23 protein-coding genes are annotated in these 23,570 nt (G+C 62.6%); 13 read left to right on the top strand and 10 right to left on the bottom strand.

Annotation, left to right across the window (positions count from 1 at the left end; genetic code table 11):
* The first annotated feature begins 130 nt into the window (after window positions 1-130).
* The 4 genes from F3H35_RS10530 (at window position 131) to F3H35_RS10515 (ending at window position 5,855) form a co-directional block, all read left to right on the top strand.
* Entirely contained in the window at window positions 131-1,741 is a 1,611-nt protein-coding gene (locus F3H35_RS10530; protein ID WP_149779558.1) for an ABC transporter substrate-binding protein, read from the top strand.
* Between the two features lie 207 nt (window positions 1,742-1,948).
* Window positions 1,949-2,905, top strand: coding sequence for an ABC transporter permease (locus tag F3H35_RS10525; RefSeq protein ID WP_149779557.1), 957 nt, complete (start codon window positions 1,949-1,951; stop codon window positions 2,903-2,905).
* 14 nt (window positions 2,906-2,919) lie between these two features.
* Window positions 2,920-4,158, top strand: a complete 1,239-nt coding sequence (locus F3H35_RS10520; protein WP_149779556.1) for an ABC transporter permease — start codon at window positions 2,920-2,922, stop codon at window positions 4,156-4,158.
* A gap of 5 nt (window positions 4,159-4,163) precedes the next feature.
* Entirely contained in the window at window positions 4,164-5,855 is a 1,692-nt protein-coding gene (locus F3H35_RS10515) for an ABC transporter ATP-binding protein (protein WP_149779555.1), read from the top strand.
* Between the two features lie 438 nt (window positions 5,856-6,293).
* Here F3H35_RS10515 and carB read toward each other — a convergent pair whose 3' ends face one another.
* Window positions 6,294-9,602: a carbamoyl-phosphate synthase large subunit gene (gene carB, locus F3H35_RS10510; RefSeq protein ID WP_149779554.1), complete on the bottom strand. Its 3,309-nt coding sequence runs from the start codon at window positions 9,600-9,602 to the stop codon at window positions 6,294-6,296.
* A gap of 187 nt (window positions 9,603-9,789) precedes the next feature.
* Between carB and F3H35_RS10505 the strand changes: the two genes are divergently transcribed.
* On the top strand, window positions 9,790-10,914 hold the full coding sequence (locus tag F3H35_RS10505; protein WP_149779553.1) for an aminodeoxychorismate synthase component I: 1,125 nt from the start codon (window positions 9,790-9,792) through the stop codon (window positions 10,912-10,914).
* 115 nt (window positions 10,915-11,029) lie between these two features.
* Here the strand turns inward: F3H35_RS10505 and F3H35_RS10500 are convergent, their stop codons facing one another.
* Window positions 11,030-12,259 carry an SAM-dependent methyltransferase gene (locus F3H35_RS10500; RefSeq protein ID WP_149779552.1) on the bottom strand — a complete coding sequence of 410 codons (1,230 nt, stop codon included), beginning with the start codon at window positions 12,257-12,259 and terminating at the stop codon, window positions 11,030-11,032.
* 246 nt (window positions 12,260-12,505) lie between these two features.
* Between F3H35_RS10500 and aspS the strand changes: the two genes are divergently transcribed.
* Window positions 12,506-14,284 carry an aspartate--tRNA ligase gene (gene aspS / locus F3H35_RS10495; protein WP_149779551.1) on the top strand — a complete coding sequence of 593 codons (1,779 nt, stop codon included), beginning with the start codon at window positions 12,506-12,508 and terminating at the stop codon, window positions 14,282-14,284.
* 120 nt (window positions 14,285-14,404) lie between these two features.
* A complete protein-coding gene (locus F3H35_RS10490) occupies window positions 14,405-15,121 on the top strand; it encodes a GNAT family N-acetyltransferase (protein WP_188129944.1) in 717 nt (238 codons plus the stop codon).
* A 13-nt stretch (window positions 15,122-15,134) separates the two neighbouring features.
* Here the strand turns inward: F3H35_RS10490 and F3H35_RS10485 are convergent, their stop codons facing one another.
* Window positions 15,135-15,857, bottom strand: a complete 723-nt coding sequence (locus tag F3H35_RS10485; RefSeq protein ID WP_149779550.1) for a response regulator — start codon at window positions 15,855-15,857, stop codon at window positions 15,135-15,137.
* Window positions 15,858-16,004: 147 nt separating this feature from the next.
* Here F3H35_RS10485 and mce point away from each other — a divergent pair, with 147 nt between their 5' ends.
* Complete coding sequence (gene mce, locus F3H35_RS10480) at window positions 16,005-16,409, top strand: methylmalonyl-CoA epimerase (RefSeq protein WP_007817212.1); 405 nt, start codon at window positions 16,005-16,007, stop codon at window positions 16,407-16,409.
* Complete coding sequence (locus tag F3H35_RS10475) at window positions 16,409-16,735, top strand: DUF1467 family protein (RefSeq protein ID WP_149779549.1); 327 nt, start codon at window positions 16,409-16,411, stop codon at window positions 16,733-16,735. The genes mce and F3H35_RS10475 overlap by 1 nt, the downstream gene beginning before the upstream one ends.
* Window positions 16,736-16,879: 144 nt before the next feature.
* Here F3H35_RS10475 and F3H35_RS10470 read toward each other — a convergent pair whose 3' ends face one another.
* From F3H35_RS10470 to F3H35_RS10460, 3 genes are all read right to left on the bottom strand, one after another.
* The gene (locus F3H35_RS10470; RefSeq protein ID WP_188129943.1) at window positions 16,880-17,596 is read right to left on the bottom strand and encodes an EI24 domain-containing protein; all 717 of its coding nucleotides are present in this window, start codon (window positions 17,594-17,596) and stop codon (window positions 16,880-16,882) included.
* Window positions 17,593-18,171, bottom strand: coding sequence for a nitroreductase family protein (locus tag F3H35_RS10465; protein WP_149779547.1), 579 nt, complete (start codon window positions 18,169-18,171; stop codon window positions 17,593-17,595). Before F3H35_RS10465 ends, F3H35_RS10470 begins: the two co-directional genes overlap by 4 nt.
* 100 nt (window positions 18,172-18,271) lie before the next feature.
* Window positions 18,272-18,517, bottom strand: a complete 246-nt coding sequence (locus F3H35_RS10460) for a hypothetical protein (RefSeq protein ID WP_149779546.1) — start codon at window positions 18,515-18,517, stop codon at window positions 18,272-18,274.
* 118 nt (window positions 18,518-18,635) lie between these two features.
* On the opposite strand from F3H35_RS10460, the gene F3H35_RS10455 reads away from it, so the two are divergent.
* The 4 genes from F3H35_RS10455 (at window position 18,636) to F3H35_RS10440 (ending at window position 20,381) form a co-directional block, all read left to right on the top strand.
* Window positions 18,636-19,343 carry a M48 family metalloprotease gene (locus F3H35_RS10455; protein ID WP_149779545.1) on the top strand — a complete coding sequence of 236 codons (708 nt, stop codon included), beginning with the start codon at window positions 18,636-18,638 and terminating at the stop codon, window positions 19,341-19,343.
* Window positions 19,343-19,708 (top strand): YigZ family protein, encoded by a 366-nt coding sequence (locus F3H35_RS10450; protein WP_149779544.1) that lies wholly within the window; start codon window positions 19,343-19,345, stop codon window positions 19,706-19,708. Before F3H35_RS10455 ends, F3H35_RS10450 begins: the two co-directional genes overlap by 1 nt.
* 86 nt (window positions 19,709-19,794) lie before the next feature.
* The gene (locus F3H35_RS10445; protein WP_037296156.1) at window positions 19,795-20,061 is read left to right on the top strand and encodes a DUF6455 family protein; all 267 of its coding nucleotides are present in this window, start codon (window positions 19,795-19,797) and stop codon (window positions 20,059-20,061) included.
* A gap of 38 nt (window positions 20,062-20,099) precedes the next feature.
* Window positions 20,100-20,381, top strand: a complete 282-nt coding sequence (locus tag F3H35_RS10440) for a DUF6455 family protein (RefSeq protein ID WP_149779543.1) — start codon at window positions 20,100-20,102, stop codon at window positions 20,379-20,381.
* 34 nt (window positions 20,382-20,415) lie between these two features.
* Here F3H35_RS10440 and F3H35_RS10435 read toward each other — a convergent pair whose 3' ends face one another.
* From F3H35_RS10435 to rimO, 4 genes are all read right to left on the bottom strand, one after another.
* A complete protein-coding gene (locus F3H35_RS10435) occupies window positions 20,416-20,805 on the bottom strand; it encodes a thiol-disulfide oxidoreductase DCC family protein (RefSeq protein ID WP_149779542.1) in 390 nt (129 codons plus the stop codon).
* Window positions 20,806-20,879: 74 nt separating this feature from the next.
* Window positions 20,880-21,191 (bottom strand): divalent-cation tolerance protein CutA, encoded by a 312-nt coding sequence (gene cutA, locus F3H35_RS10430; protein ID WP_149779541.1) that lies wholly within the window; start codon window positions 21,189-21,191, stop codon window positions 20,880-20,882.
* Between the two features lie 225 nt (window positions 21,192-21,416).
* The gene (gene trhA, locus F3H35_RS10425; protein ID WP_149779540.1) at window positions 21,417-22,067 is read right to left on the bottom strand and encodes a PAQR family membrane homeostasis protein TrhA; all 651 of its coding nucleotides are present in this window, start codon (window positions 22,065-22,067) and stop codon (window positions 21,417-21,419) included.
* 82 nt (window positions 22,068-22,149) lie between these two features.
* Window positions 22,150-23,529: a 30S ribosomal protein S12 methylthiotransferase RimO gene (gene rimO, locus F3H35_RS10420; RefSeq protein ID WP_149779539.1), complete on the bottom strand. Its 1,380-nt coding sequence runs from the start codon at window positions 23,527-23,529 to the stop codon at window positions 22,150-22,152.
* Between the last annotated feature and the right edge of the window lie 41 nt (window positions 23,530-23,570).

Raw genomic sequence — 23,570 nt, 5'->3', positions numbered from 1 at the left:
GCGAATTCGTGTTTTGGTTGGCACATGTCGTTTTTAGGCTACCTGTCTTGGCGAATGACGCAAACACTTGGGAATGGCGCCGCGAGCATGTCCTCGGCGGTGACCTCAGATATAAAATCAGGGAGAGACCATGACGAAAATCAAAGATCAGATGCTGATTGACCGGCTTGCCGACGCCGCCCGCGAGGGCAAGGTTTCGCGCCGGTCCTTCATGAATTATTCGATGGCGGCGGGCCTGACCGCTTCTGCCGCCACCGGGCTTTGGACGACGCAGGCCAAGGCCGCACCCTCGCGCGGCGGCACGTTCCGCCTCGGCGCGCATGACGGCAACACCGGCGACACGCATGATCCCGGCACCTACGTAACCTTCTCGATGATCCAGCTGATCCACACGTTCCGCAGCTACCTGACCCTGATCGAGTCGGATGGCTCGCTTGGCCCGGATGTGGCGACGGAATGGTCGGCAAGCCCGGACGCCAAGGTCTGGACCTTCAAGCTGAACGATCGCGCGACCTTCCACAGCGGCGCCAAGGTGACGGCGAACGATGTGGTCGCGTCTCTCAACCATCATCGCGGCGAGTCCTCGACATCGGCGGCCAAGGCGCTTTTGTCGGATGTGGTCGATATCGTCGACAATGGCGATCACTCGATCACCGTGACGCTGGGGTCGGGCAATGCCGATCTGCCGTGGCTGATGACCGACTACCATTTCGCCATCTGCCCCGCCAATGACGATGGCAGCCTGAACTGGCAGTCGGGCGATGGCTGCGGTCCTTACCGTCTGGTCGAAACCGAATTCGGCGTTCAGTACAGCCTTGTCCGGCATGACGACTGGCACCTCGAAGGTGCGTATTTCGACGAGGTGGTGATCACCGTCCTCAACGATCCGAACGCCCGCCAGACGGCCCTTGTCACCGGCGATGTCGATGCGATCACGCAGCTCGAGCTCAAGACCCTGTCGCTTCTGCAGCGCGATCCCAATATCGAGATCGACAACGTCCCCTCGGCCGCCGCGATCACCATGCCGATGATGTGCGACACGGCACCTTTCGACAATGTGGACGTGCGCAATGCGATGAAGCTGGCGATGAACCGGCAGGAGATCATCGAAAAGATCACCTTCAACACGGCAACCATGGGCAATGATTTCCACCATTCGCCCGCCATGCCCTACTGGCCCGACGATATTCCGCAGCGCGAGTATGATCCGGACGAGGCCAAGGCCTTGCTGGCCAAAGCCGGTGCCGAAGGCCTGTCGGTCGAGATCAAGGTGGCGGATTCGGTGTTCTCGGGCGCCGTGGACATGTGCATCCTCTACGCCGAACAGGCCAAGGCCGCGGGCATCAACATCACCGTCAACCGCGTGCCGAGCGATGGCTACTACTCGGATGTCTGGCTCAAGGATCCCTGGTGCGTGGTGCAGTGGGGCGCACGTCCGACGCCGGACGTCATGTACAGCCTTGCCTACAAGGATGACGCTGCCTGGAACGAAAGCCGCTGGCAGAACGAACGGTTCAACGAACTGCTGCTGCAGGCCAAGTCCGAACTGGACAATGACAAGCGCGCCGAGATGTATCGCGAAATGGGCATGCTGGCCCGTGATGATGGCGGCACATTGATCCCGTTCTTCCCGAACTTCGTCTATGCCCGCCGCAAGAACGTTCAGCACGGCCCTGAACTCGCGGCAAGCTGGCAGATGGACGGCGCCCGCGCCGCCAGCCGTTGGTGGTTCGAAGGCTGATAGATACAAGACCGGACCCGGCGTGATGCGCCGGGTCCATCGTTGCCTGAACCAGCCTCTCATCTTCTGAAAAATGCGTTCAGGCCAAAAGCTGGCTCAGATTTGCCCTTGCGGCATCATGAAAGCACAGCCCAAATAAAAAACTGTTCTACTGGTCGCAGGGACGACATCATGTCCTCGGCACCGGTACAACAGCAGGAGGGACAGATGGGAGACATTCTGGGGCTTGTAGGAAAGAGGCTCGGTATCGGGCTGTTCATCCTCTTGGTCATATCCGTCATCATTTTCTTCATGGTCGAGCTTTTGCCGGGCGATATCGCTCAGGCGGTTCTCGGTCAGGGGGCAACCGAGGAAAACCTGGCGGCATTACGCAAGGAAATGGGTTTGGACAAGCCCGCCATCATCCGATATCTCGAATGGCTTGGCGGTGCGGTGACACTCGATTTCGGCAATTCCATCGTGACCGGTGAGCGTGTGACCACCCTGATCGGGCAGCGCTTCATGAACACGCTGTTCCTCGCGGCCTATGCCGCGGTGATCGCGGTGCCGCTGGCCATCGTTCTGGGCGTGCTGGTCGCGCTCTTGCGCTATACCGTCTTTGACCGGGTGGCGAACGTGGCGACGCTGACCTCGATCTCGTCGCCGGAATTCTTCCTGGGCTATATCCTCATCCTCTATTTCTCGGTGAACTGGGGCATGTTCCCTGCCATCGCAAGCCTCAGTCAGGACATGACCCTGCCCGAGCTTCTGCACCGGACCTTCCTTCCCGCGCTGACACTGGTGCTGGTGGTGACCGCGCACATGATGCGCATGACGCGGGCGGCGATCATCAACCTGCTGGCCTCGCCTTATATCGAAATGGCCCGTCTCAAGGGCACGCCGCCATGGAAAGTCATCGTCAAGCACGCCCTGCCGAATGCCTGGGCGCCGATCATCAACGTGGTGGCCCTCAACCTGGCTTATCTCATCACCGGCGTGGTGCTGGTCGAGGTGGTCTTCGTCTATCCCGGCATCGGACAGGCGCTTGTCGACTCGGTGTCGAAACGTGACTTCCCCGTCGTGCAGGCCTGCTGCCTGATCTTCGCGGCCACCTTCATCCTGCTCAATCTTGCGGCGGATGTCGGGGCCATTCTGACAAACCCGCGTCTGCGGCATCCGAAGTAAGGGAGGGTATCACGATGAGCATCTTCGTTATCGGCTACTATACCCTGCTTCTCGCAGCGTCCTGTCTGGCCGCCTATTTCAACAAACGCACCTGGTTTCTGCTGGTCTTCTCGCTCACCCTGGTGTCCTTCATCCTCGGGATCGTGGGCGGGGCGTCGATGCTTCGCGGCGTGGCGATTGCGGCTGGGATGCTGGCTCTCTCGGCCATGGTGGCCTATGCGTTCCGCGAATTCCTGATCGCCATCGCGTCCAACGACATGGCCAAGGAGCTGCGCACCGCGCCGCTGACCGCGGCATTCGGCATGTTCGTGATCTTCACCTATGCGATTGCCGGTATCTTCGCGCCCTGGATCGCGCCCTTTGGCGAAGCCGAGGTGATCTCGACCGCCTTTGCCGCGCCGGATGGCGACATGCTTCTGGGCGCCGATCAGCTGGGCCGCGACATGTTCAGCCGGATCATCTATGGCGCGCGGAATACCGTGGCCCTCGCCCTTGCGGGAACCGTGATGGCCTTCCTTCTAGGGGCGCTCGCGGGGCTTCTGGCTGCTACGACCGGGGGCTGGTTCGATCAGGTTCTGGGGCGGACATCGGATGTCATCATGTCGATCCCCTCGCTGATCTTCGCGCTTTTGATGCTGTCGATCTTCGGCGGTGCGCTGGCCAACTCGACCACCAGCTTCTGGCTGATGTTCGGCTTTGCCATGGTCACCGGCCTTCTGGTGGTGGTCGCAAAGGCGGAAAACAACGTGCTCAGCTGGCTTGTTGGTCTGGCGATCCTCGTTGGGGTCTCCGCTGCATTCAGCCTTGGCATGCTGACCATCTTCAATCCGTCCGAGGTGATCCTGATCCTCGTGGTCGGCGTGATCTATTCGCCGCGCGTCTTCCGCCTGACGCGTGCGGTGGCGGGCAACGTGGTGGTCATGGACTATATCGAAGCGGCCAAGCTGCGCGGCGAGGGCAAATGGTACCTGATCCGCCGCGAGATCCTGCCCAATTCCACAGCACCTCTGATCGCGGAATTCGGGTTGGAATTCTGCTTCGTGTTCCTGCTCGTCGCGGGCCTGTCATTCCTCGGGCTCGGCATCCAGCCGCCCACCGCGGACTGGGGCTCGATGGTGCGTGAAAACGCGACGCTCATTTCCTTCGGTGACATCACCCCGCTCATTCCGGCGGCGGCCATCGCGCTCTTGACCGTTGCGGTCAATTTCGTGGTCGACTGGATGCTGCACCGTTCCTCCGGACTGAAGGATTAATCCCCATGCCGAAATCAAAAGACGTCCTTCTGGAAATCCGCGATCTGCAGATTCAGGGCTATTCCGACGAACAATGGGTCGACATCATCAAGGGTGTCGACCTGACCCTCCACCGTGGCGAGGTGCTGGGCCTGATCGGTGAATCCGGCGCCGGGAAATCCACCATCGGTGCGGCCGCCATGGGCTATGCCCGGGACGGGACGCGCATTTCCGGCGGCTCGATCGAGTTCGACGGCATGGAGCTGACCACCGCCTCCGAAAGCGACCGGCGCGCGCTGCGTGGTTCGCGGATCGCATATGTGGCACAATCCGCCGCCGCCTCGTTCAACCCGGCGCACAAGCTGATCGACCAGCATACCGAAGCGCCGGTGCAATACCGCCTGAAGAAACGGATGGAAGCGCAGGAAGACGCCATCGAGCTCTATCGCCGGCTGCGTCTGCCCAACCCCGAAGAGATCGGCTTTCGCTATCCGCACCAGGTGTCGGGCGGTCAGTTGCAGCGCGCGATGACGGCGATGGCCATGTCCTGCCGTCCCGATCTCATCATCTTCGATGAGCCGACCACGGCGCTTGACGTGACCACCCAGATCGAGGTGCTGGCCGCGATCCGCGATATCGTCGATCAGTTCAACACCGCCGCCATCTACATCACCCACGATCTCGCCGTCGTGGCGCAGATGGCCGACACGATCAAGGTGTTGCTCAAGGGCGAAGAGGTCGAAGAGGCCCCCACCAAGGAAATGCTCGACAACCCGAAAGAGGATTACACCAAAAGCCTCTGGGCGGTCCGCAGCCTCAAGCGCGAGCAGAAAGTCCGGCCCAAGGACACCACGCCGCTCATCTCGGTGCGCAACGTGGATGCCGCCTATAGCAGCGGCGCCAAGGTGCTCGATGATGTCAGCTTCGATGTCTACGAGGGCATGACCGTCGCCGTTGTCGGCGAATCCGGGTCCGGAAAATCCACCACCGCCCGCGTCATCACCGGGCTTTTGCCCCCGATGAAAGGCGACGTTCTGTTCAAGGGCGAACCGTTCCCCCCCGATTACCGCAACCGCACCAAGGATCAGTTGCGCCAGTGCCAGATGATCTACCAGATGGCCGATACCGCGCTCAATCCCAAGGTGCAGATCTCGGAAATCATCGGCCGTCCCGCGCAATTCTATCACGGCCTCAAGGGTGCCGCGCTCAAGAGCCGGGTGGACGAACTTCTGGACCTGATCGAGCTTGAGCCCTCGAAATACTACAACCGCTATCCGCCGGAACTGTCCGGGGGGCAGAAGCAGCGGATCGGGATTGCCCGCGCACTCGCAGCCGATCCCACCTTCATCATCTGCGACGAGGTGACATCAGCCCTCGATCAGCTTGTCGCCGAAGGCATCCTGCGGCTTCTGAACCGGCTCCAGAAAGAGCTGAACCTCGCCTATATGTTCATCACCCATGATCTGGCCACTGTGCGCGCGATCGCCGATGAGGTGGTCGTCATGCAGCATGGCAAGGTGGTGGAACAAGGCCCCAAGACGGACATGTTCACGCCGCCGCACCACCCTTATACCGATCTGCTGCTCAGTTCGGTACCCGAGATGGACCCCGACTGGCTGACCACCCTGCTCGAGGAACGTGGCGTCGACAATGTCGGCGAAGCAGCCTCCAGCAACATCAAGCCGGGCGATGCCAAGGTGCAGGGCACACAGCTCTGATTAGCGCGTCGACCATGAAAAACGGCGGATGGGCATGTGCCATCCGCCGCTATCTATCTCGTTGCAACCGGACCTGTTCAACAGGTCTCTGGTGTCAAGCTGCCCTGGGTCAGGTGATGGACATCGCGCTGAACACCATCGTGGCCACGATGAGTCCATACACGATGAGGACCGCCGGCCAGGAAGCACTGTGCATACGCAATTCGCGGTTCAGTTCGTCACGCGTCATTTTCGGCCTCCTGAAAAGTGAGGTTGCGGTTTGGGCGGGCGCATCAGCGTCCGTCAGCCGCACATAATCGAAAATTTGCGCCGCGCAATCCCAAATTTCACAAAAATCCATGCACCCAGTGCAGGGCTGCCGGGATGGCACATCATGGCTCGGTTCGGCGCCGGGTGGCGCCGATTTTTATGCAGCATTATCAGTGCCTTGGCGCAGCTTTATGCGGCGGGTCTGGGCTGTCCCTGCAGCGGCATCACTTTCAGTTCGCCCTCTTGGCGTGCCTTTATTGCCATGGCTGCGGCATGCGCACCGGCGCCGGTCGTGAAATACGGGATCTTGTCATAAAGCGCGACCGACCGGATTTCGCGGCTGTCCTCGACGGCCTGCGCACCTTCGGTCGTGTTCATGACCAGTGCGATCTGCCCGTTCTTGAGCATGTCCACGATGTTCGGGCGCCCCTCATAGACCTTGTTGACCACGGCACAATCGATGTCCTGCTCGGCCAGAAACGCCGCCGTGCCACGGGTCGCGATCAGATCGAAGCCCAGATCGGTCAGCGTCCGTGCCGCCTCGATCAGCTGCGGTGTCTTGTCCGAATCCTTGATCGAAAAGAACACCGTGCCGCTTTCCGGCAGGTCTGTGCCCGCGCCCATCTGCGCCTTGAGGAAGGCGCGCGGGAAGGACACATCCCACCCCATCACCTCACCGGTCGAGCGCATCTCGGGGCCAAGGATCGTATCCACACCGGGGAAGCGCGCGAAGGGCATGACCGCCTCCTTGACCGAAAACCACGGCATCGCCGGATCGGCCAGAGTCATCTGGTCGGCCATCGGCAAGGTGCCGGGTTTGGTGTCGGCAGGGTAGGGGCCCCGATAGGGGAAGTTCGACATCGGCTCGCCCGCCATCAGCCGCGCTGCGATGGATGCAATGGCCGAGTCGGTGGCCTTGGCCACGAAGGGCACCGTGCGGCTGGCACGCGGGTTCACTTCGATCAGATAGATGTCGTCACCCTTGACCGCGAACTGCACGTTCATCAGCCCCACGACATTCAGCGCCCGGGCCAGTGCCTCGGTCTGGGTCTTGATCTCGGCGATGGTTTCGGGGCGCAGCGAATAGGGCGGCAACGAACAGGCGCTGTCCCCCGAATGCACGCCCGCTTCCTCGATATGCTGCATGATGCCCGCCACATGCACGGTCTCGCCATCGCAGAGCGCATCCACATCGCATTCGATGGCCCCCGATAGGTAACCATCCAGCAGCACCGGACTGTCGCCCGAGACCACCACGGCCTCGGCGATGTAGCGCTCCAGATGCGCCATGTCGCGCACGATCTCCATCGCGCGCCCACCCAGCACATAGGACGGGCGGATCACCAGCGGGAAACCGATCTCATCGGCGATGGCCAGGGCCTGCTTGTCGGTGCTGGCGATGCCGTTCTTCGGCTGCTTGAGGCCAAGTTGATTGACCAGCGCCTGGAACCGCTCGCGGTCCTCGGCCAGATCGATCGCGTCCGGCGAGGTGCCGAGGATCGGGATGCCTTCGGCCTCCAGCGCCTTGGCCAGCTTCAGCGGGGTCTGCCCCCCGAACTGCACGATCACCCCGTGCAGCGTGCCGTTCTCCAACTCGACGCGCAGGATTTCCATCACATGCTCGAACGTCAGCGGCTCGAAATACAGCCGGTCCGAGGTATCGTAATCGGTCGACACGGTCTCGGGGTTGCAGTTGATCATGATGGTTTCATAGCCCGCATCGCTCAGTGCGAAACAGGCGTGACAGCAGCAATAATCAAACTCGATCCCCTGACCGATCCGGTTCGGGCCGCCACCAAGGATGACCACCTTCTTGCGGTCACTGGGGCGTGCCTCGCACTCCACCTCGCCCATCATCGGCGCTTCATAGGTCGAATACATATAGGGCGTCTGCGCCTCGAATTCGGCGGCACAGGTGTCGATCCGCTTGAACACGGCCGTGACCCCCTCGGCCACCCGGCGCCGGCGCACATCGGCCTCGGTGAAGCCGGTCAGCTTGGCAAGCCGCGCATCGGTGAAGCCCAGCATCTTCAGACGGCGCAGTCCGGCAGCATCTTTGGGCAGACCGCTCTCGCGGACCTCTTCCTCGGCTTCCACGATCTCGCGGATGCGCGCAAGGAACCACGGATCATAGGCGGTGGCGGCCTGAATGTCGTCATTGCTCAGCCCGTGGCGCATGGCCTGCGCGATGGTGCGCAGCCGGTCCGGCGTCTGCTTGCTCAGCGCCTTGATGACGGCGGCGCGTTCCGGTGCCCCTTCGATCTCGATCTCGTCGAACCCGCTCAGGCCCGTCTCCATCGAGGCCAGCGCCTTTTGCAGCGACTCGTGGATCGTCCGGCCAATCGCCATCGCCTCGCCCACAGATTTCATCGCCGTGGTCAGATGCGGCTCCGAGCCGGGGAATTTCTCGAAGGCAAAGCGCGGGATCTTGGTGACGACATAGTCAATGGTCGGCTCGAAGCTGGCGGGCGTCACCTTTGTGATGTCGTTGTCCAACTCGTCCAGCGTATAGCCCACCGCCAGCTTGGCGGCGATCTTGGCGATCGGGAAGCCCGTGGCCTTGGAGGCCAGCGCCGACGAGCGCGACACCCGCGGGTTCATCTCGATGACCACCATGCGCCCGTTTTCGGGGTTGATCGCCCATTGCACGTTCGACCCGCCCGTCTCGACCCCGATCTCGCGCAGCACCGCGATGCTCAGGTTGCGCATGATCTGGTATTCCTTGTCGGTCAGCGTCAGCGCCGGGGCCACGGTGATCGAATCTCCGGTATGCACGCCCATCGGATCGACATTCTCGATGGCGCAGACGATGATCGCGTTATCGGCCTTGTCGCGCACCACCTCCATCTCGAACTCTTTCCAGCCAAGCAGCGACTCGTCGATCAGGATCTGGCTCACCGGCGAGGCATCCAGCCCCGATTTGCAGATCCGCTCGTAATCGTCGCGGTTATAGGCCACGCCACCGCCCGTGCCGCCAAGCGTATAGGCCGGGCGGATGATCGCCGGCAGACCCACCGTATCCAGCGCCGCCATCGCCTCGTCCAGCGTGTTGGCGATGGTGGCCGCCGGGTTCTCGATGCCCAGCCGGTCCATCGCCTCGCGGAACAGCTTGCGGTCCTCGGCCATCTCGATGGCCTGACGGTTGGCCCCGATCAGCTCGACACCGTATTTGTCCAGGATGCCCATATCGGCCACCGCCAGCGCGGTGTTCAGCCCGGTCTGACCGCCCATCGTGGGCAGCAGCGCATCGGGGCGTTCCTTCTCGATGATCTTGGCGACGATCTCGGGGGTGATCGGCTCGATATAGGTGGCATCCGCCAGTCCCGGATCGGTCATGATCGTGGCCGGGTTCGAATTGACCAGGATCACCCGGTACCCTTCCTCGCGCAGCGCCTTGCAGGCCTGGGCGCCCGAATAGTCGAACTCGCAGGCTTGGCCAATGATGATCGGACCCGCCCCGATGATCATGATGGACGAGATGTCTGTTCTTTTCGGCATGGTGATCCCCGGGCAGCTGATCGGGCGCGGGCGCTTGCGGCCTGCGCACAAATTGTTGGCGGTTATATCCATCACGCGCTGGCTTGCAAGGGGCATCGCAAAACCGGCCGCAAAGGCCGCTTTTGACAGTGCCATTTCCCGTCATTGGCCCTATCTCTTCGCCAGATACGCAGCAGGGACAGCCGCTTTGCAGATTCGTTTCGATCATGGGCCGGATGCGCGCGCCGCGGTTTTCGCCCGGCCCCGGCGCATCATTGCCGCCCGCACCGCCGACGAGATGCCTGCGGCTCTCGCGGCGCTCGATGCGGCGCGTGCGCAGGGCGCCTGGCTCGCGGGCTTCGCAAGCTATGACGCGGGCTATGCGCTCGAGCCGCGCCTGATGCCTCTGATGCCGCGTGATCGCCGCCTGCCCTTGCTCCAGTTCGGCGTGTTCGACGCCCCCCTTGCGGCGCCGCCGCTGGCGGCCGGTCCCGTGGCGCTGCATGACATGACCCCGCACTGGTCCGCCGAGGATTACGCCGCCGCCTTCGATCAGGTGCACGCCTATATCTGCGCCGGTGATATCTACCAGGCCAATCTGACCTTCCCGATCACCATGCGCGCCGAAGGCACCCCAGAGGCGCTCCATGCCGCCCTGACCCGCATCCAGCCGGTCCGCTTCGGCGCCTTGATCGAGGCTCCGGGCCTGCCCGCGATCCTGTCTCGCTCGCCCGAGCTGTTCTTTCGCACGGATGCCGCCGGCCGGATCGAGACGCGCCCCATGAAGGGCACCCAGCCCCGCAGCGACGATCCCGCCGAGGATGCGCGCCGCCGCGCCTTTTTGTCCTCCGATGAAAAGAACCGCGCCGAAAACCTGATGATCGTGGATCTTCTGCGCAACGATATCAGCCGCATCTGCCTGCCCGGCAGTGTGTGCGTGCCCGAGCTCTTCAAGGTCGAAACCTACGAGACGGTGCACCAGATGACCTCGCTCGTGGCCGGACAGATGGCCGCCGATACCCACTTGTCGGATATCTTCCGGGCGCTCTTCCCCTGTGGCTCGATCACCGGCGCGCCCAAGCTGCGCGCGATGCAGATCCTCGCCGAACTCGAACCCGCCCCGCGCGAGATCTATTGCGGCACGATCGGCTGGGCCGCGCCTGACGGGCGCGCGGAATTCAACGTGGCGATCCGCACGCTTATGCTCGAAAACGGGGCCGCGACGCTGAATGTGGGCGGCGGCGTGGTGCATGACAGCACCGCCGCCTCGGAATACGAAGAGGCTCTCTGGAAGGCCCGCTTCGCCAGCCGCCTGTCATCCGCCTATGCCTGACCGGCGCCTGTCGCGCCGGCCCGCAGATTGAAGCGTGTCGCGAAAAACCGTGCTTTGTTCAGCCGGTGCGCGCAGTCCGCCTACAGGTGATGCCTCAGGGTAAAGGCGGCACGCTTTATTCCGCCGCGTGCTGCATCGCCCGGACATCGTCGCGATAAAGATAATCGCGCGTCAGCGGTACGGCGTCCTGCTTCGGTGACAGCTGGAACTGGAACACCACCTGGCGGTTGAGCCTGAATGTCAGCTCGCAGGCAATCAGGTAATAGCGCCACATCCGGCAGAATCTCTCGTCATAAAGCGCGCGGGCCTTGTCGATATTGGCCATGAACCGATCATGCCAATGGCGCAGCGTCTCGGCGTAATGCAGCCGCCATATCTCGATATCGGTGGCGATAAAGTGCTGTTTTTCGATGGATTTGAGCGCCTCGGACATCGATGGCACATAGCCGCCGGGAAAGATGTATTTCGCGATCCAGGGGCTTGTCACCCCCGGCGGGTCGGCCCGCCCGATGGTGTGGATCAGCGCGATGCCCTCGGGCGCCAACCGCTGTTTCACCGTTCTGAAATACTCATCATAATGCGGCACGCCCACATGCTCGAACATCCCCACCGACACGATCCGGTCGAATGTGCCCTCGAGCTTGCGGTAATCCATCAGCTCGAACCGTGCCTTCCCCGCCAGCCCGGCCTGTTCGGCCCTTGCATTGGCCATGGCGTGCTGTTCGCGCGACAGCGTCACGCCCAGAACCTCGGCGCCATAATCGCGCGCCAGCGTCAGCCCCATGCCGCCCCAGCCACAGCCGATATCCAGCACCCGCATCCCCGGCTCGATCAGCAGCTTGTCGGCGATATGGCGTTTCTTGGCGTCTTGCGCCGCCTCCAGCGTCATGTTGGGCTCGCGGAAATAGGCGCAGGAATATTGCCGGTCAGCGTCGAGGAACAGATCATAAAGCGCGCCGGACAGGTCGTAATGATGCGCCACATTGGCCTGCGCGCGGCCCATCGGGTTGAACTGTGCGACGCTGCGCATCACATGCCGGCCCAGCTCCAGTGGCCTGCGGAACCATGGCTGGCCATTTTGCGCGATATTGCGGATCGCCAGCCCCAGAAACCCGTATAGATCGTCGTCCTCGATCGTCAGCCGCCCATCCATATAGGCTTCGCCCACCGCCATATCCGGCGAGATCACGATCTTTCGCGGCAAGCTGTCGTCATGCAGCGTCACCGCCACCGTCTGCCCCGACCCGTCGCCATAATGGCGCGTCACGCCGTCGGGAAAAGTGATTTTCAGGTCTCCGCTGCTGAACAGATGCAGCAAAAGCCTGTCCAATACCGTTGTCCACATGTCCCATCCCCATTGGTTTGCGCCGTTTCTGGCGTCGTGTCCGGTGATGCGAAACCTGCCGACCTTTCTCCCTGAAATAGGGGGTTTTTGCTCGATATCGGGTATTTTTGCCGACAAATGTCTGTCTGTAAATGATTTTGCACAATACGAGCCGGTTGCGCATCCGCCCGCCCCTTGACTTTGGCCCGCCGCCAAGGTGTATCGGCCCGAACCAAGTCACGCAGCCCCCGGGCCAGAGAGGACGCCATGCACGCATATCGCAGCCACACCTGCGCCGAACTCGACACATCCAACGTCGGTCAGACGGTCCGCCTGTCCGGGTGGGTACACCGCATCCGCGACCATGGCGGGGTGCTGTTCATCGATCTGCGCGACCATTACGGCATCACGCAGGTTCTGTGCGACCCCGACAGCCCCGTGTTCGATCAGGTGGAGCGCGTCCGCTCGGAATGGTGCATCCGCATCGACGGCGATGTGAAGGCCCGCGACGCCAGCCTGATCAACGCCAAGATCCCCACCGGCGAGATCGAGGTGTTCATCCGCGACATGGAGGTTCTGGGCAGCGCCAAGGAACTGCCGCTGATGGTGTTCGGCGATCAGGAATACCCCGAGGAAACCCGCCTGCGTCACCGCTATCTCGACCTGCGCCGCGAAGAGATGCAGCGCAACATGACCCTGCGCTCGGACGTGGTCGCCTCGATCCGCCGCCGCATGTGGGACAAGGGCTTCCGCGAATACCAGACGCCGATCATCACCGCCTCCTCGCCCGAGGGCGCGCGCGACTTTCTCGTGCCCTCGCGCCTGCATCCGGGCCGCTTCTATGCGCTGCCGCAGGCGCCGCAGCTCTTCAAGCAGCTCATCATGGTGTCGGGCTTCGACAAGTATTTCCAGATCGCGCCCTGCTTCCGCGACGAAGACCCCCGCGCCGATCGCTCGCCCACCGATTTCTACCAGCTCGACCTCGAAATGAGCTTTGTCGAGCAGCAGGACGTGTTCGACACGATCCAGCCGGTGCTCGAAGGCGTGTTCGAAGAATTCGGCCCCGGCCACAAGGTCGACAAGCACTGGCCACATATCTCGTATCGCGATGCCGCGCTGTGGTATGGCACCGACAAGCCCGACCTGCGCAACCCGATCAAGATGCAGGACGTCTCCGAGCATTTCCGCGGCTCCGGCTTTGCCATCTTCGCCAAGCTGCTGGAACAGGACGGCACGCAAATCCGCGCCATCCCCGCGCCCACGGGGGGCAGCCGCAAGTTCTGCGACCGCATGAACGCCTTCGCCCAGAAAGAGGGTCTGCCCGGCATGGGCTACATCTTCTGGCGCGACGGCGAGAACGGCATGGAAGCCGCAGGCCCGCTCGCCAAGAATATCGGCCCCGAACGCACCGAGGCGATCCGCCTGCAGCTTGGTCTGGGCAAGGGCGACGCGGCCTTCTTCCTTGGTGGCAAGCCGCAAAGCTTCGAATCGGTCGCCGGCCGCGCCCGCAACGTCATCGGCGAGGAACTGGGCCTCACCGACAAAGACCGTTTCGCCTTCTGCTGGGTGGTCGATTTCCCGATGTACGAAAAGGACGACGAGACCGGCAAGATCGACTTCTCGCACAACCCGTTCTCGATGCCGCAGGGCGGGCTTGACGCGCTGTCGGGCGATCCGCTCGAGGTGCTGGGCTTCCAGTATGACCTTGCCTGCAACGGGTACGAGCTGGTGTCCGGCGCGATCCGGAACCACAAGCTCGACATCATGATCAAGGCGTTCGAACTGGCCGGCTATGACGAGGCCGAAGTGCACAAGCGCTTTGGCGGTCTGGTCAACGCGTTCCAGTATGGCGCGCCGCCCCATGGCGGCTGTGCGGCGGGCATCGACCGGATCGTGATGCTTCTGGCCAATGAACAGAACATCCGCGAGGTCATCATGTTCCCGATGAACCAGCGCGCCGAAGACCTGATGATGAACGCCCCCTCCGAGGCCAGCAGCGAACAGCTGATGGAGCTTGGCCTTCGGGTGATCGAACAGAAGGATTGACCGGCCCCGACGGGCTTTCCAACCCGAGCTTATGGCCAAGGGCGCGCGGACTGCGCGCCCTTTTCTTCATCCGCGCGCCCGCTTAGCCTGTGTCGTGCCGTCCCGGTGAAAGGAAAGCAGATGACAGATCGCCCCGTCGGCCCACCCGTTCCGGGATGGCAGGCGCCGCCCCGTCCAGGACCCGCGCGCATCGAGGGCCGCCATGCGCTTCTGGAACGGCTGTCCGAGACCCACGCGGCGGAGCTTTTCGACGCGTTCAAGGGCCATGATCAGGTCTGGGATTACATGCCTGTCGGTCCTTTTGCCTCGTTCGCGGATTTTCGCGCGTGGCTGACAGGCGCCGCCGCCGGCGATGATCCCCTGTTCTACGCGATCCGGGATCGTGCGGGCGGCCCTGCAACCGGGGTTGCGTCCTTTCTGCGGATCGATCCCCGCGCAGGCTCGATCGAGGTGGGGTTCATCGCCATGTCCCCCGCGTTGCAACGCACCCGTATCGCGACCGACGCCATACACCTGATGATGCATTGGGCATTCGATGCGGGCTATCGCCGCTTCGAATGGAAATGCGACGCGCTCAATGCCCCGTCGCGCCGCGCTGCCCGGCGCTTCGGTTTCGTGTTCGAGGGTGTCTTTCGTCAGGCCACCATCGTGAAGGGGCGCAATCGCGATACCGCGTGGTTCTCGGTGATCGACCGCGACTGGCCCGCGCTGCGCGCGGCCTATGACACATGGCTCGACCCCGCCAATTTCGACGCGAACGGCCTGCAACGGCATCGGCTGAGCGACCTCACCGCGCCCCTTGTGGCGGCGGGCGAGGCCGCTCTGCGCAAACTCTGATACGCCGTCGCCCTCAGATCGCTGCGCGGCCCTGCAACCTGTCGCGCACCATCGCGTTGAGATGCGCCAGCACGGCCAACTCGTCGCCCGGCGCGCCGTGTTTGCGGGTGTGCGCCAGCGCGTCTGCGGCATCCGCAAGCTGCGTGTCGCGCGCCGAGGCGGCGACCCCGCCCAGAAACTGCGCCACGTAATCCAGAACCTGCCCGTCCTTGTCATCTTCCAAAAGGTCGGCCGCATGGGTCATGTCCTCGTGATAGGCGGCGGGATCAGGGCGAATCGGGTCCTCGTCCACATGGCGTGGACCGACGATCTGGCGGTCCTGGGGCAGATGCGCGATGATCGCCTGCTGAAACTGCATCACGCTCTCCAGCGGCTTGACCAGACAGCCATCCGCCCCCGCCTGGGCGGCCAAGTGCGGCGCGCGGTCGTCGCCGCTCATGCCCAGAATCACCCCGACGCGCGGTTGCGCCTCGTTCAACTCCGCGATCAGGTCCAGCCCGGACCCGTCCGGCAGGCCGAAATCCACGATCACCGCCGACGGGCGATAGACCTGCAGATGCCGCCGCGCCGAGGCCAGGCAATCGGCCCGGCGCAGCCTTGCGCCGCTGCGCATGCACAAAAGCCGCATCGCCTCACTGGCAAAGCGGCTGTCCTCGACGATCAGAATGGTCAGCCCCAGAAGCGGGCGGTTGGCGGTGGGCAGCCCGTAGGGCTGAGGGGGTGTTCGGTCATCCATGGGTGCGATCTCCGGCAGCTGTGATGAACCAAGGCTAGGCCAAAGGTGGCTAATGAATGGTTAACAGGCGGGTTGCGTCCCCCTGTCGCTTGCGCCGCGCGTCATGCACCCCCATAACATGCCGTAACGCTATCGGAGGACCAGACCATGATCGGACGCCTGAACCACGTTGCCATCGCCGTGCCGGATCTCGACGCCGCGGCCGAGCAGTATCGCAGCGCCCTTGGCGCCGTGGTCGGCCCGCCGCAGGACGAACCCGATCACGGTGTGACCGTGATCTTCATCGAACTGCCCAACACCAAGATCGAGCTTCTGTATCCTCTGGGGGATGACAGCCCGATCAAAGGCTTTCTGGAAAAGAACCCCTCGGGCGGCATCCATCACGTCTGCTACGAGGTCGAGGATATCCTCGCCGCCCGTGACAAGCTGAAGGAAAGCGGCGCGCGTGTTCTGGGCACCGGAGAGCCTAAGATCGGCGCCCATGGCAAGCCCGTGCTGTTCCTGCACCCCAAGGATTTTCAGGGGACCCTCGTGGAACTGGAGCAAGTCTGATGAGCATCGCCTCTGCCATCGTTCTTTTCATGGTCATCTGGTTCATGACCTTCCTGATCGTGATTCCCATCCGCATCCAGACCCAAGGCGACCTGAACGAGATCGTGCCCGGCACTCATGCCGGCTCGCCGGAACATCATCACCTGCGCAAAAAGGCCTGGATCACCACGGGCGTGTCCTTTGTCCTTTGGGTGATCATCGGCGGCACGATCATCTCCGGCGTGATCTCCGTGCGGGACATCGACCTCTTCGAGCGCATGGGGCCGGGTGGCAGCATGTGGTACAGCGAATCCAAGGACGCGCCCGTTTCCGCTCCGGCTGAGTGATTTCGGGCGGCTTGTTTCGTCCTGAACGGCGCGCGTTTTGTACGCAACTCTGCGCGCGCCTTGTTAATCGGGGCGTTTTCGGTCCCCGATACCGACGTGATACCGACGTTTTGCCGACGCGGTACCGAAGCGGGTTTTCTGTTGTTAACCAGTGGCTTGCGCTGATTCGCCCCGGCCTTTGTCGAGCCGGTGGTAAATATGGGTAAATGTCGCCGCCCCGATGATCGGAACCACCAGGTTCAGGATCGGCACGGTCAGCGGCACCGCCATCAGAACCCCCGCCATCCAGATCAGCGCCCCATGCCTGCGCCGCATGTCCTTCGCCGCGCGCCGCCCGATCCGCCGCATGGCGACCACGGTGAAATATTCCCGTCCCAGCAGGAACCCGTTGACCGCGTAAAACAAGGGCAATCCGGCGATCGGCAGCAGCAGCGTCACCACCAGTGCCACGATATTCGCCGCGATCAAAACGCCCATCGCCGACAGCCCGTCGACGATCTCATCCGTCAGTGGCGGGCCTTGCACCTTGGGCAGGCCGGGATAATGCCGGTCCTCCACCGCCTCGGCGATCCGGTCCAGAAACATCGACACGAAGGCCGACGCCACCGGCACCATGAGAAACACCGACAAGACGATCATCAACGCCAGAAAGGCCCAGCTCAGAACATTGTCGACCCACTGCACCTCCCCCACAAGGGGCAGCGTCACCGCGTCCCCCACCAGCCATCCGACACCCCAGACCAGGAGCGCCGTGATGGCCGCGAGCAGCCCGAGTGTCAGGCCAATTCCGCGCCATAGAACCTTGCGGAAACGTGGGTCGCTCAATTGGGCCAACGCCTTGAAAAAGGACGTGAAAATCATTCCGACATCCATGTGGTTATCTGCTCGAGATCCGGGCGCGGGCGCTCGGGCGGGAGTGCTGTTTCGGTGCCCAGATGGATGAGCCCCGCCACCCGCTCGTGGGTCTGCAGGCCCAAGCCGGCTTCTGCGAAACCGCGATCATGCGCCGGCCATCCGCTCAGCCAATTGGCGCCCCAGCCTGACGCCAGTGCCGCGTTGAGCAGCGCAAGGCACACGGCCCCCGCCGAATAGGTTTGCTCGATGGGCGGAATTTTCTCCGAGGGCTTTTGGACTTCGATAACCGCCACCGCAAGATGGCTGTCGTCGAACTGCTTGCGCCCCTTGGCGACATCCGCCTCGTCGCGGCCCAGTGACTTGCCGCGCGCCTCCGCCAGATCCGCCAGCCGGTCCAGTGCCGCACGTTCCAGCACGATGAATCGCCAAGGCTCGAGCTTGCCATGATCCGGAGACCTAGCTGCCGCTGTCAGAATCGGGATCAGCGCGTCGCGGTCGGGAACCGGCAGACCAAGGGTCTTGGCGGGGCGGGAACGGCGGCTCAGAAGAAAGTCGAGGGCGGCTTGATTGCGATCTGGCATGGTGGTCCCGGTGCTATGACATTCTGCTGCTCTATGTCGTGTGACCGGGCAACAGGGTCAACCCCGCCAACCGCGATCCGACAAGACCGCCGGGCATCCGTCAGCCGTTTCGCTTGGGATTGTTCAGCGTATAAACCCCTTCGGGCAAATCCAAAGCCGCGCCCAGATCGCGCAATTGGCCCATGGACAGCGTGATTTTCTGCATGCTGTCGGTTCTTGGGTCGTATTGCTCGATTGTGACGCATTCCTCGAAAGCGTTGATGACCACGTCCTCCTGCAGGGGCGCGGGGCCATCGTCCACAAGCGTGATGACGGTCGCGTCGAATTCATGTTCAATCGAAAACATACCTGCAGCCTACCCACTTGGCAGGTCTTTGCAACCGCGCTCATCTTGCCGTGATCGGTGCTGCAGGGCCCGCGATAATCTGCTAAGACGTTGCTCTGTCAATCTGATGAGGATGTCTATGCGCTGGATTGCCGTTTTATGCCTGACCCTTCTTGCCGGATGTGTCTCGACGCCTGTGCCTCAGGCACCGGGGACGCCGCAGCCCAAACCGGCGCAAGCCCCGGCGACGCCGACCCGCGCGAAGGTGGATCAGTTCGTCGCGGTCGTCCAGACGGTCGAACCCGTGGCAGAACAGATCTGCGCGGCGCAGACAGACCCGGGCACAAATTGTGATTTCCAGATCGTGATCGATGACCGGCCGGGGCAGCCGGTGAACGCCTATCAGACGCTCGATCGTAACGGTCGCCCGATCATCGCCTTCACGCTCGCGATGATTGCCGAGGTTCGCAATCGGGACGAGCTTGCATTCGTGATGGGCCATGAGGCGGCGCATCACATCGCCGGCCACATCCCCCGCCAGCAGCAGAACGCCATGGCGGGCGCCATCCTTCTGGGCGGGTTGGCGACGCTGTCGGGTGCGACTGGCGATGCGGTCCGGACGGCATCCGATCTGGGTGCATCGGTTGGCGCGCGCAGCTATTCCAAGGAGTTCGAGCTGGAGGCCGATGCGCTTGGCACGGTGATCACCAAGCGCGCCGGCTACGATCCGGTGCGCGGTGCCGAGTTCTTCACCCAGATCCCGGATCCCGGTGACCGGTTTCTTGGAACCCATCCGCCGAACGCGCAGCGTATCGAAACCGTCCGGCGTGTCGCGTCACAACTGTGATGCGGCAGCTCTCCGGCGTCATCGTCGACCGTGGGTCGAAATACGCGGTGTCCGGTGGGCCGGCTCGCACCCGGGACGAGGTGGACGCCTTTCTCAAGAAGCTGAAAAAAGACAAGAAATTCGCCAAGGCCACGCATAACACATGGGCGGTTCTGCTGGAGGACGGCGTGCCGCTCAAGGGCGATGATGGCGAGGCAGGCGCAGGCATGGTGATCCTGCGCATGTTGGAACGCGAAGACCTTCGCGCGCATGTCATCGTCGTGACGCGCTGGTTCGGCGGCAAGCATCTCGGCGGTGACAGATTCCGCCATGTGCAGGATTGTGTCCGCGCCTATCTCGACGATCTGGGCAATCCGCAGGCTTGACTCAGGTCAAGGATAAGCGCGCGGCGCTGCGTTACCCTTTGTGTCAGGCGCTCACGGATCAGGGGTGCCCCAACATGGAGGCTCTGATGCCCGAAAACACTACGCTCAAGCGACACGCTGCCTTGGTTGACCGGATGGCGAATACCGTCGGGATCGATCTCGAGGAAAAGCTGATGGCAGGCATGCTCGATGTCGATACGATCGGTGATGCCGTCCTGAACTGCACCGGCTGCAGCAGTCCCGGCGATTGCGAACGCTGGCTGGATGCGCATTCTCACGGGGCCGATGCTCCGCCGTCGATCTGTCGCAACACCGAACTTTTCGAACGCCTTCAGGCGGGTAAGCACGCCTGAATCTCGCCCCCAAGGATCGAAGAGGAGCTGGACAAATCATGAATGCTCATGTCGCCTATCTTGGTGATCCGACCAGGCATTTCTGGCTGACCCGGTCGGTCGCCCGAGCGATGAACCTCAACCTGTCCGAGGCGATGGCGCATGGCTACCTGTCCGCACGGGCATATAGTGACATGATCACGCGATGCCGGACCTGTCAGCATGTCGAGAGCTGCGAATTGTGGCTGGCCTCCAGCGCAGGTGGCGCGCGCTGCGCCCCTGCCCATTGCGTGCATGCCGACATCCTGAACGATCTGGCCGACCGCATGGGAACCGGTTGAGCCGGCCTGATCTGTCCAGAGATATGCCCGACTGTCAGGAGTTCCTGTCAGCTGCTTGCAATCGCATCACGCGGCGGCGGTGCCGGGAATACAAGGCGGGCGCGAGGATGTGATCGTATAGAGCCGCGGCCAGCTGGCGGATGATGGGCAAACCGACGAGTTTCGCAAGGGGCCGATACCGCGGCATCTGGCGCCACAGGACCAGAAACGCATCAATCCCCGCGTAAACCTGTCCATCATGCAAAACATGCAGGCGTCGGGCGGCTGCATCCTTGTCCACGCCGTAGCGTGCAAGGTCGCAGTCGTTCAGATCGTCGAACCTGATCGCAAGGCCGCGCGCGGTGCTATAGGTGGCGTAGTGGCTGATCTCGTAATTGCAGATCGGGCAATCAGCGTTGAACAGAACGCGGGTATCGTCGGACATCGCGGCACTCCCTCATGACTTGCGAACTATTGCAGCCGAACGGTTCGTCCAGTGGTCTGCGCTGCTCTGTCGCGTCAGTCGCCGCCGGTTTCCTCCGAGACCCAGGCCTCGGCATCCGAGCCGGCCGATATTTCCTGCCAGGTAATGACCGGCAGATCATAGGGGTGCTCATCCTCCAGCAGCGAAATCAGGCTGGCGCGATGGGCGGTGCGGGTCTTGAGGGTCAGACCGACCTCGGTCTCTTCCTCGATCCGGCCTTGCCAGTGAAACATGCTGAGAATGCCGGGGGTTATGTTTGCACAGGCGGCCAGACGCGCCTCGAGCGCGCTGCTGGCCAGCATGCGTGCGGTATCGAGATCGGGACAGGTTGTGTGCACTTGGATCATTGCTGGCCTCATAGGGTTATGTCGGGCCAGCCTAAAGCGTTTCGCAAAAAACCTGAATCATAGATTTTCGCGAAATGCAGTGCTCCGTTCCATCGTTGCACGCGTTCCGCCTTAAGCTGATGCCTCCATTTAAAGGCTGAACGCTTTAGCGGCGGGAACGTCCCCTGTTAAGAGCAAGCGGTGCGCGACTGGAAACCCGGTGTGGCCATGCCTGTCCGTGTTCCCTTATCCGTGTTGAGCAAGTGCGGCGGAAATACCGATGAAGAAACAGGCCGACGCGATCACGATGAAACCATGCCAGATGGCATTCGAAAAGCGCAGGCTTTCCCAGCAGTAAAACACCACGCCCGCCGTATAAAGCAGCCCGCCCGCAACGATCATCGCAAGGCTGAGGCCCGGCAAGACGGTGCTCAACGGCACCAGCAAGGCCAGCCCGGCCCAGCCAAGCGCCACATATGGCACCCATCCTGTGGTCATCTTGCCCGGCGCTGTCATCAGTTTGGCGCCCGCGCCGATCAGCGCGCAGGTCCAGACGATCGCAACCACCACATATCCAAAGGCGGTTCCCAGAAAAACGGCAAGCGGGGTGAATGTCCCGGCGATTTTCAGATAGATCGCCGCATGATCCAACCGGCGCAGAAATGGGCGGGCCCATGTATGCGCGGCCATGTGATAAGCCGCCGAGGCCGTCAGCATCAGCAGCAGCGCTGCACAATAAAGGACCGTTGCCGCCAGTGTCGCGCCATCCATCGTGAAGGCCCAGACCGCGAACAGCAGCGCGATACCGACAATCGCCGCGCAAATGCCGAAGATATGCACAAGCGCGTCGGCAATGCGTTCTGCCCGGGTATAGGCGGGATAGGACAAGAGGATCATCCTTGCTGTTCGACGTGCCCAGTCTAGCAAGCGAAGACCGGCATGTCTTGCGCTGTGACACTCCGCTGACGTAGCGGCAGGTTCAGCCCCGCAGCGTCAGAGACCCCCAGAGATCGTAGTCTCCGGCCTCGTCGACCTCGACGCTGACGATGTCGCCCACGCTCAGCCCCTCGGTACGCTCGTCGATGAACAGGCAGCCGTCGATTTCAGGAGCGTCGCCCTTGGTGCGGCATGTGGCGATACCGTCCTCGTCGATATCGTCCACGATGACCTGCTGCACCGATCCGACCTTGGCGGCCAGTTTGGCTTCGGAAATCGCCTGAGCCTTTTCCATGAAGCGGTCCCAACGGTCCTGTTTGACCTCTTCGGGAACATGATCGGGCAGTGCGTTCGAGCGTGCACCGGCGACATTTTCGTATTTGAAACAGCCGACACGATCCAGCTGCGCCTCGTCCAGCCAGTCCAGAAGTGTCTGGAATTCCTGTTCGGTTTCGCCCGGGTAGCCGACGATGAATGTGGATCGCAAGGTGATGTCCGGGCAATCGCTGCGCCATGCCGCGATCTCGTCGAGCGTGCGCGCGGCGGCCGCGGGGCGGGCCATGCGCCTGAGTGTCTCGGGGTGGGCGTGCTGAAACGGGATGTCGAGATAGGGCAGCACCAGCCCTTCGGCCATCAGTGGAATGAGGTTGCGCACATGCGGGTAGGGATAGACGTAATGCAGCCGCACCCAAGCGCCGAGGCTTCCCAGATCGCGTGCCAGATCGGTGATATGGGCGCGGTGGCCATTGGCCTCGGCGTGCTTGATATCGACCCCATAGGCGCTTGTGTCCTGACTGATGATCAGCAGCTCGCGCACGCCGTTTTCCACCAGCTTCTGGGCTTCACGGATCACGGCATGGGCCGGGCGGCTCGACAGTTTGCCGCGCATGTCGGGAATGATGCAGAACTTGCACTTGTGATTGCAGCCCTCGGAAATCTTGAGATAGCTGTAATGGCGTGGCGTCAGCTTCACACCGCTGGCCGGAAGCAGGTCCACGAACGGATCGGGCGAGGGCGGCACCGCCGCGTGCACGGCATCCAGCACCTGTTCATATTGATGGGGTCCGGTCACCGCCAGCACGCGGGGATGGACGCCGGTGATGTAATCGGGTTCGGCGCCAAGGCAGCCGGTCACGATCACGCGTCCGTTTTCGGAAAGGGCTTCGCCGATGGCCTCAAGGCTTTCGGCCTTTGCGGAATCGAGAAAGCCACAGGTGTTCACGATCACCGCATCCGCGCCGGAATAGTCGGGCGAAATCCCATAGCCCTCGGCCCGCAAACGGGTCAGGATGCGCTCGCTGTCGACCAAGGCCTTGGGACAGCCCAAAGAGACCATGCCGATCGTCGGCTGGCCGCTGCGCGGCGTTTCGGTCACGCGGGCGCGGGCAAGGTCGGGGCGCAGATCGGGCGGGTTGGTGCTCATGTGGCGGCATATAGTCGACGGATGGGCGCACGGGAAGGGAA

This window comes from Roseovarius litoreus, assembly GCF_900142765.1.
Lineage (GTDB): Bacteria > Pseudomonadota > Alphaproteobacteria > Rhodobacterales > Rhodobacteraceae > Roseovarius > Roseovarius litoreus.
This window is presented reverse-complemented; position numbering and strand designations above follow the sequence as displayed.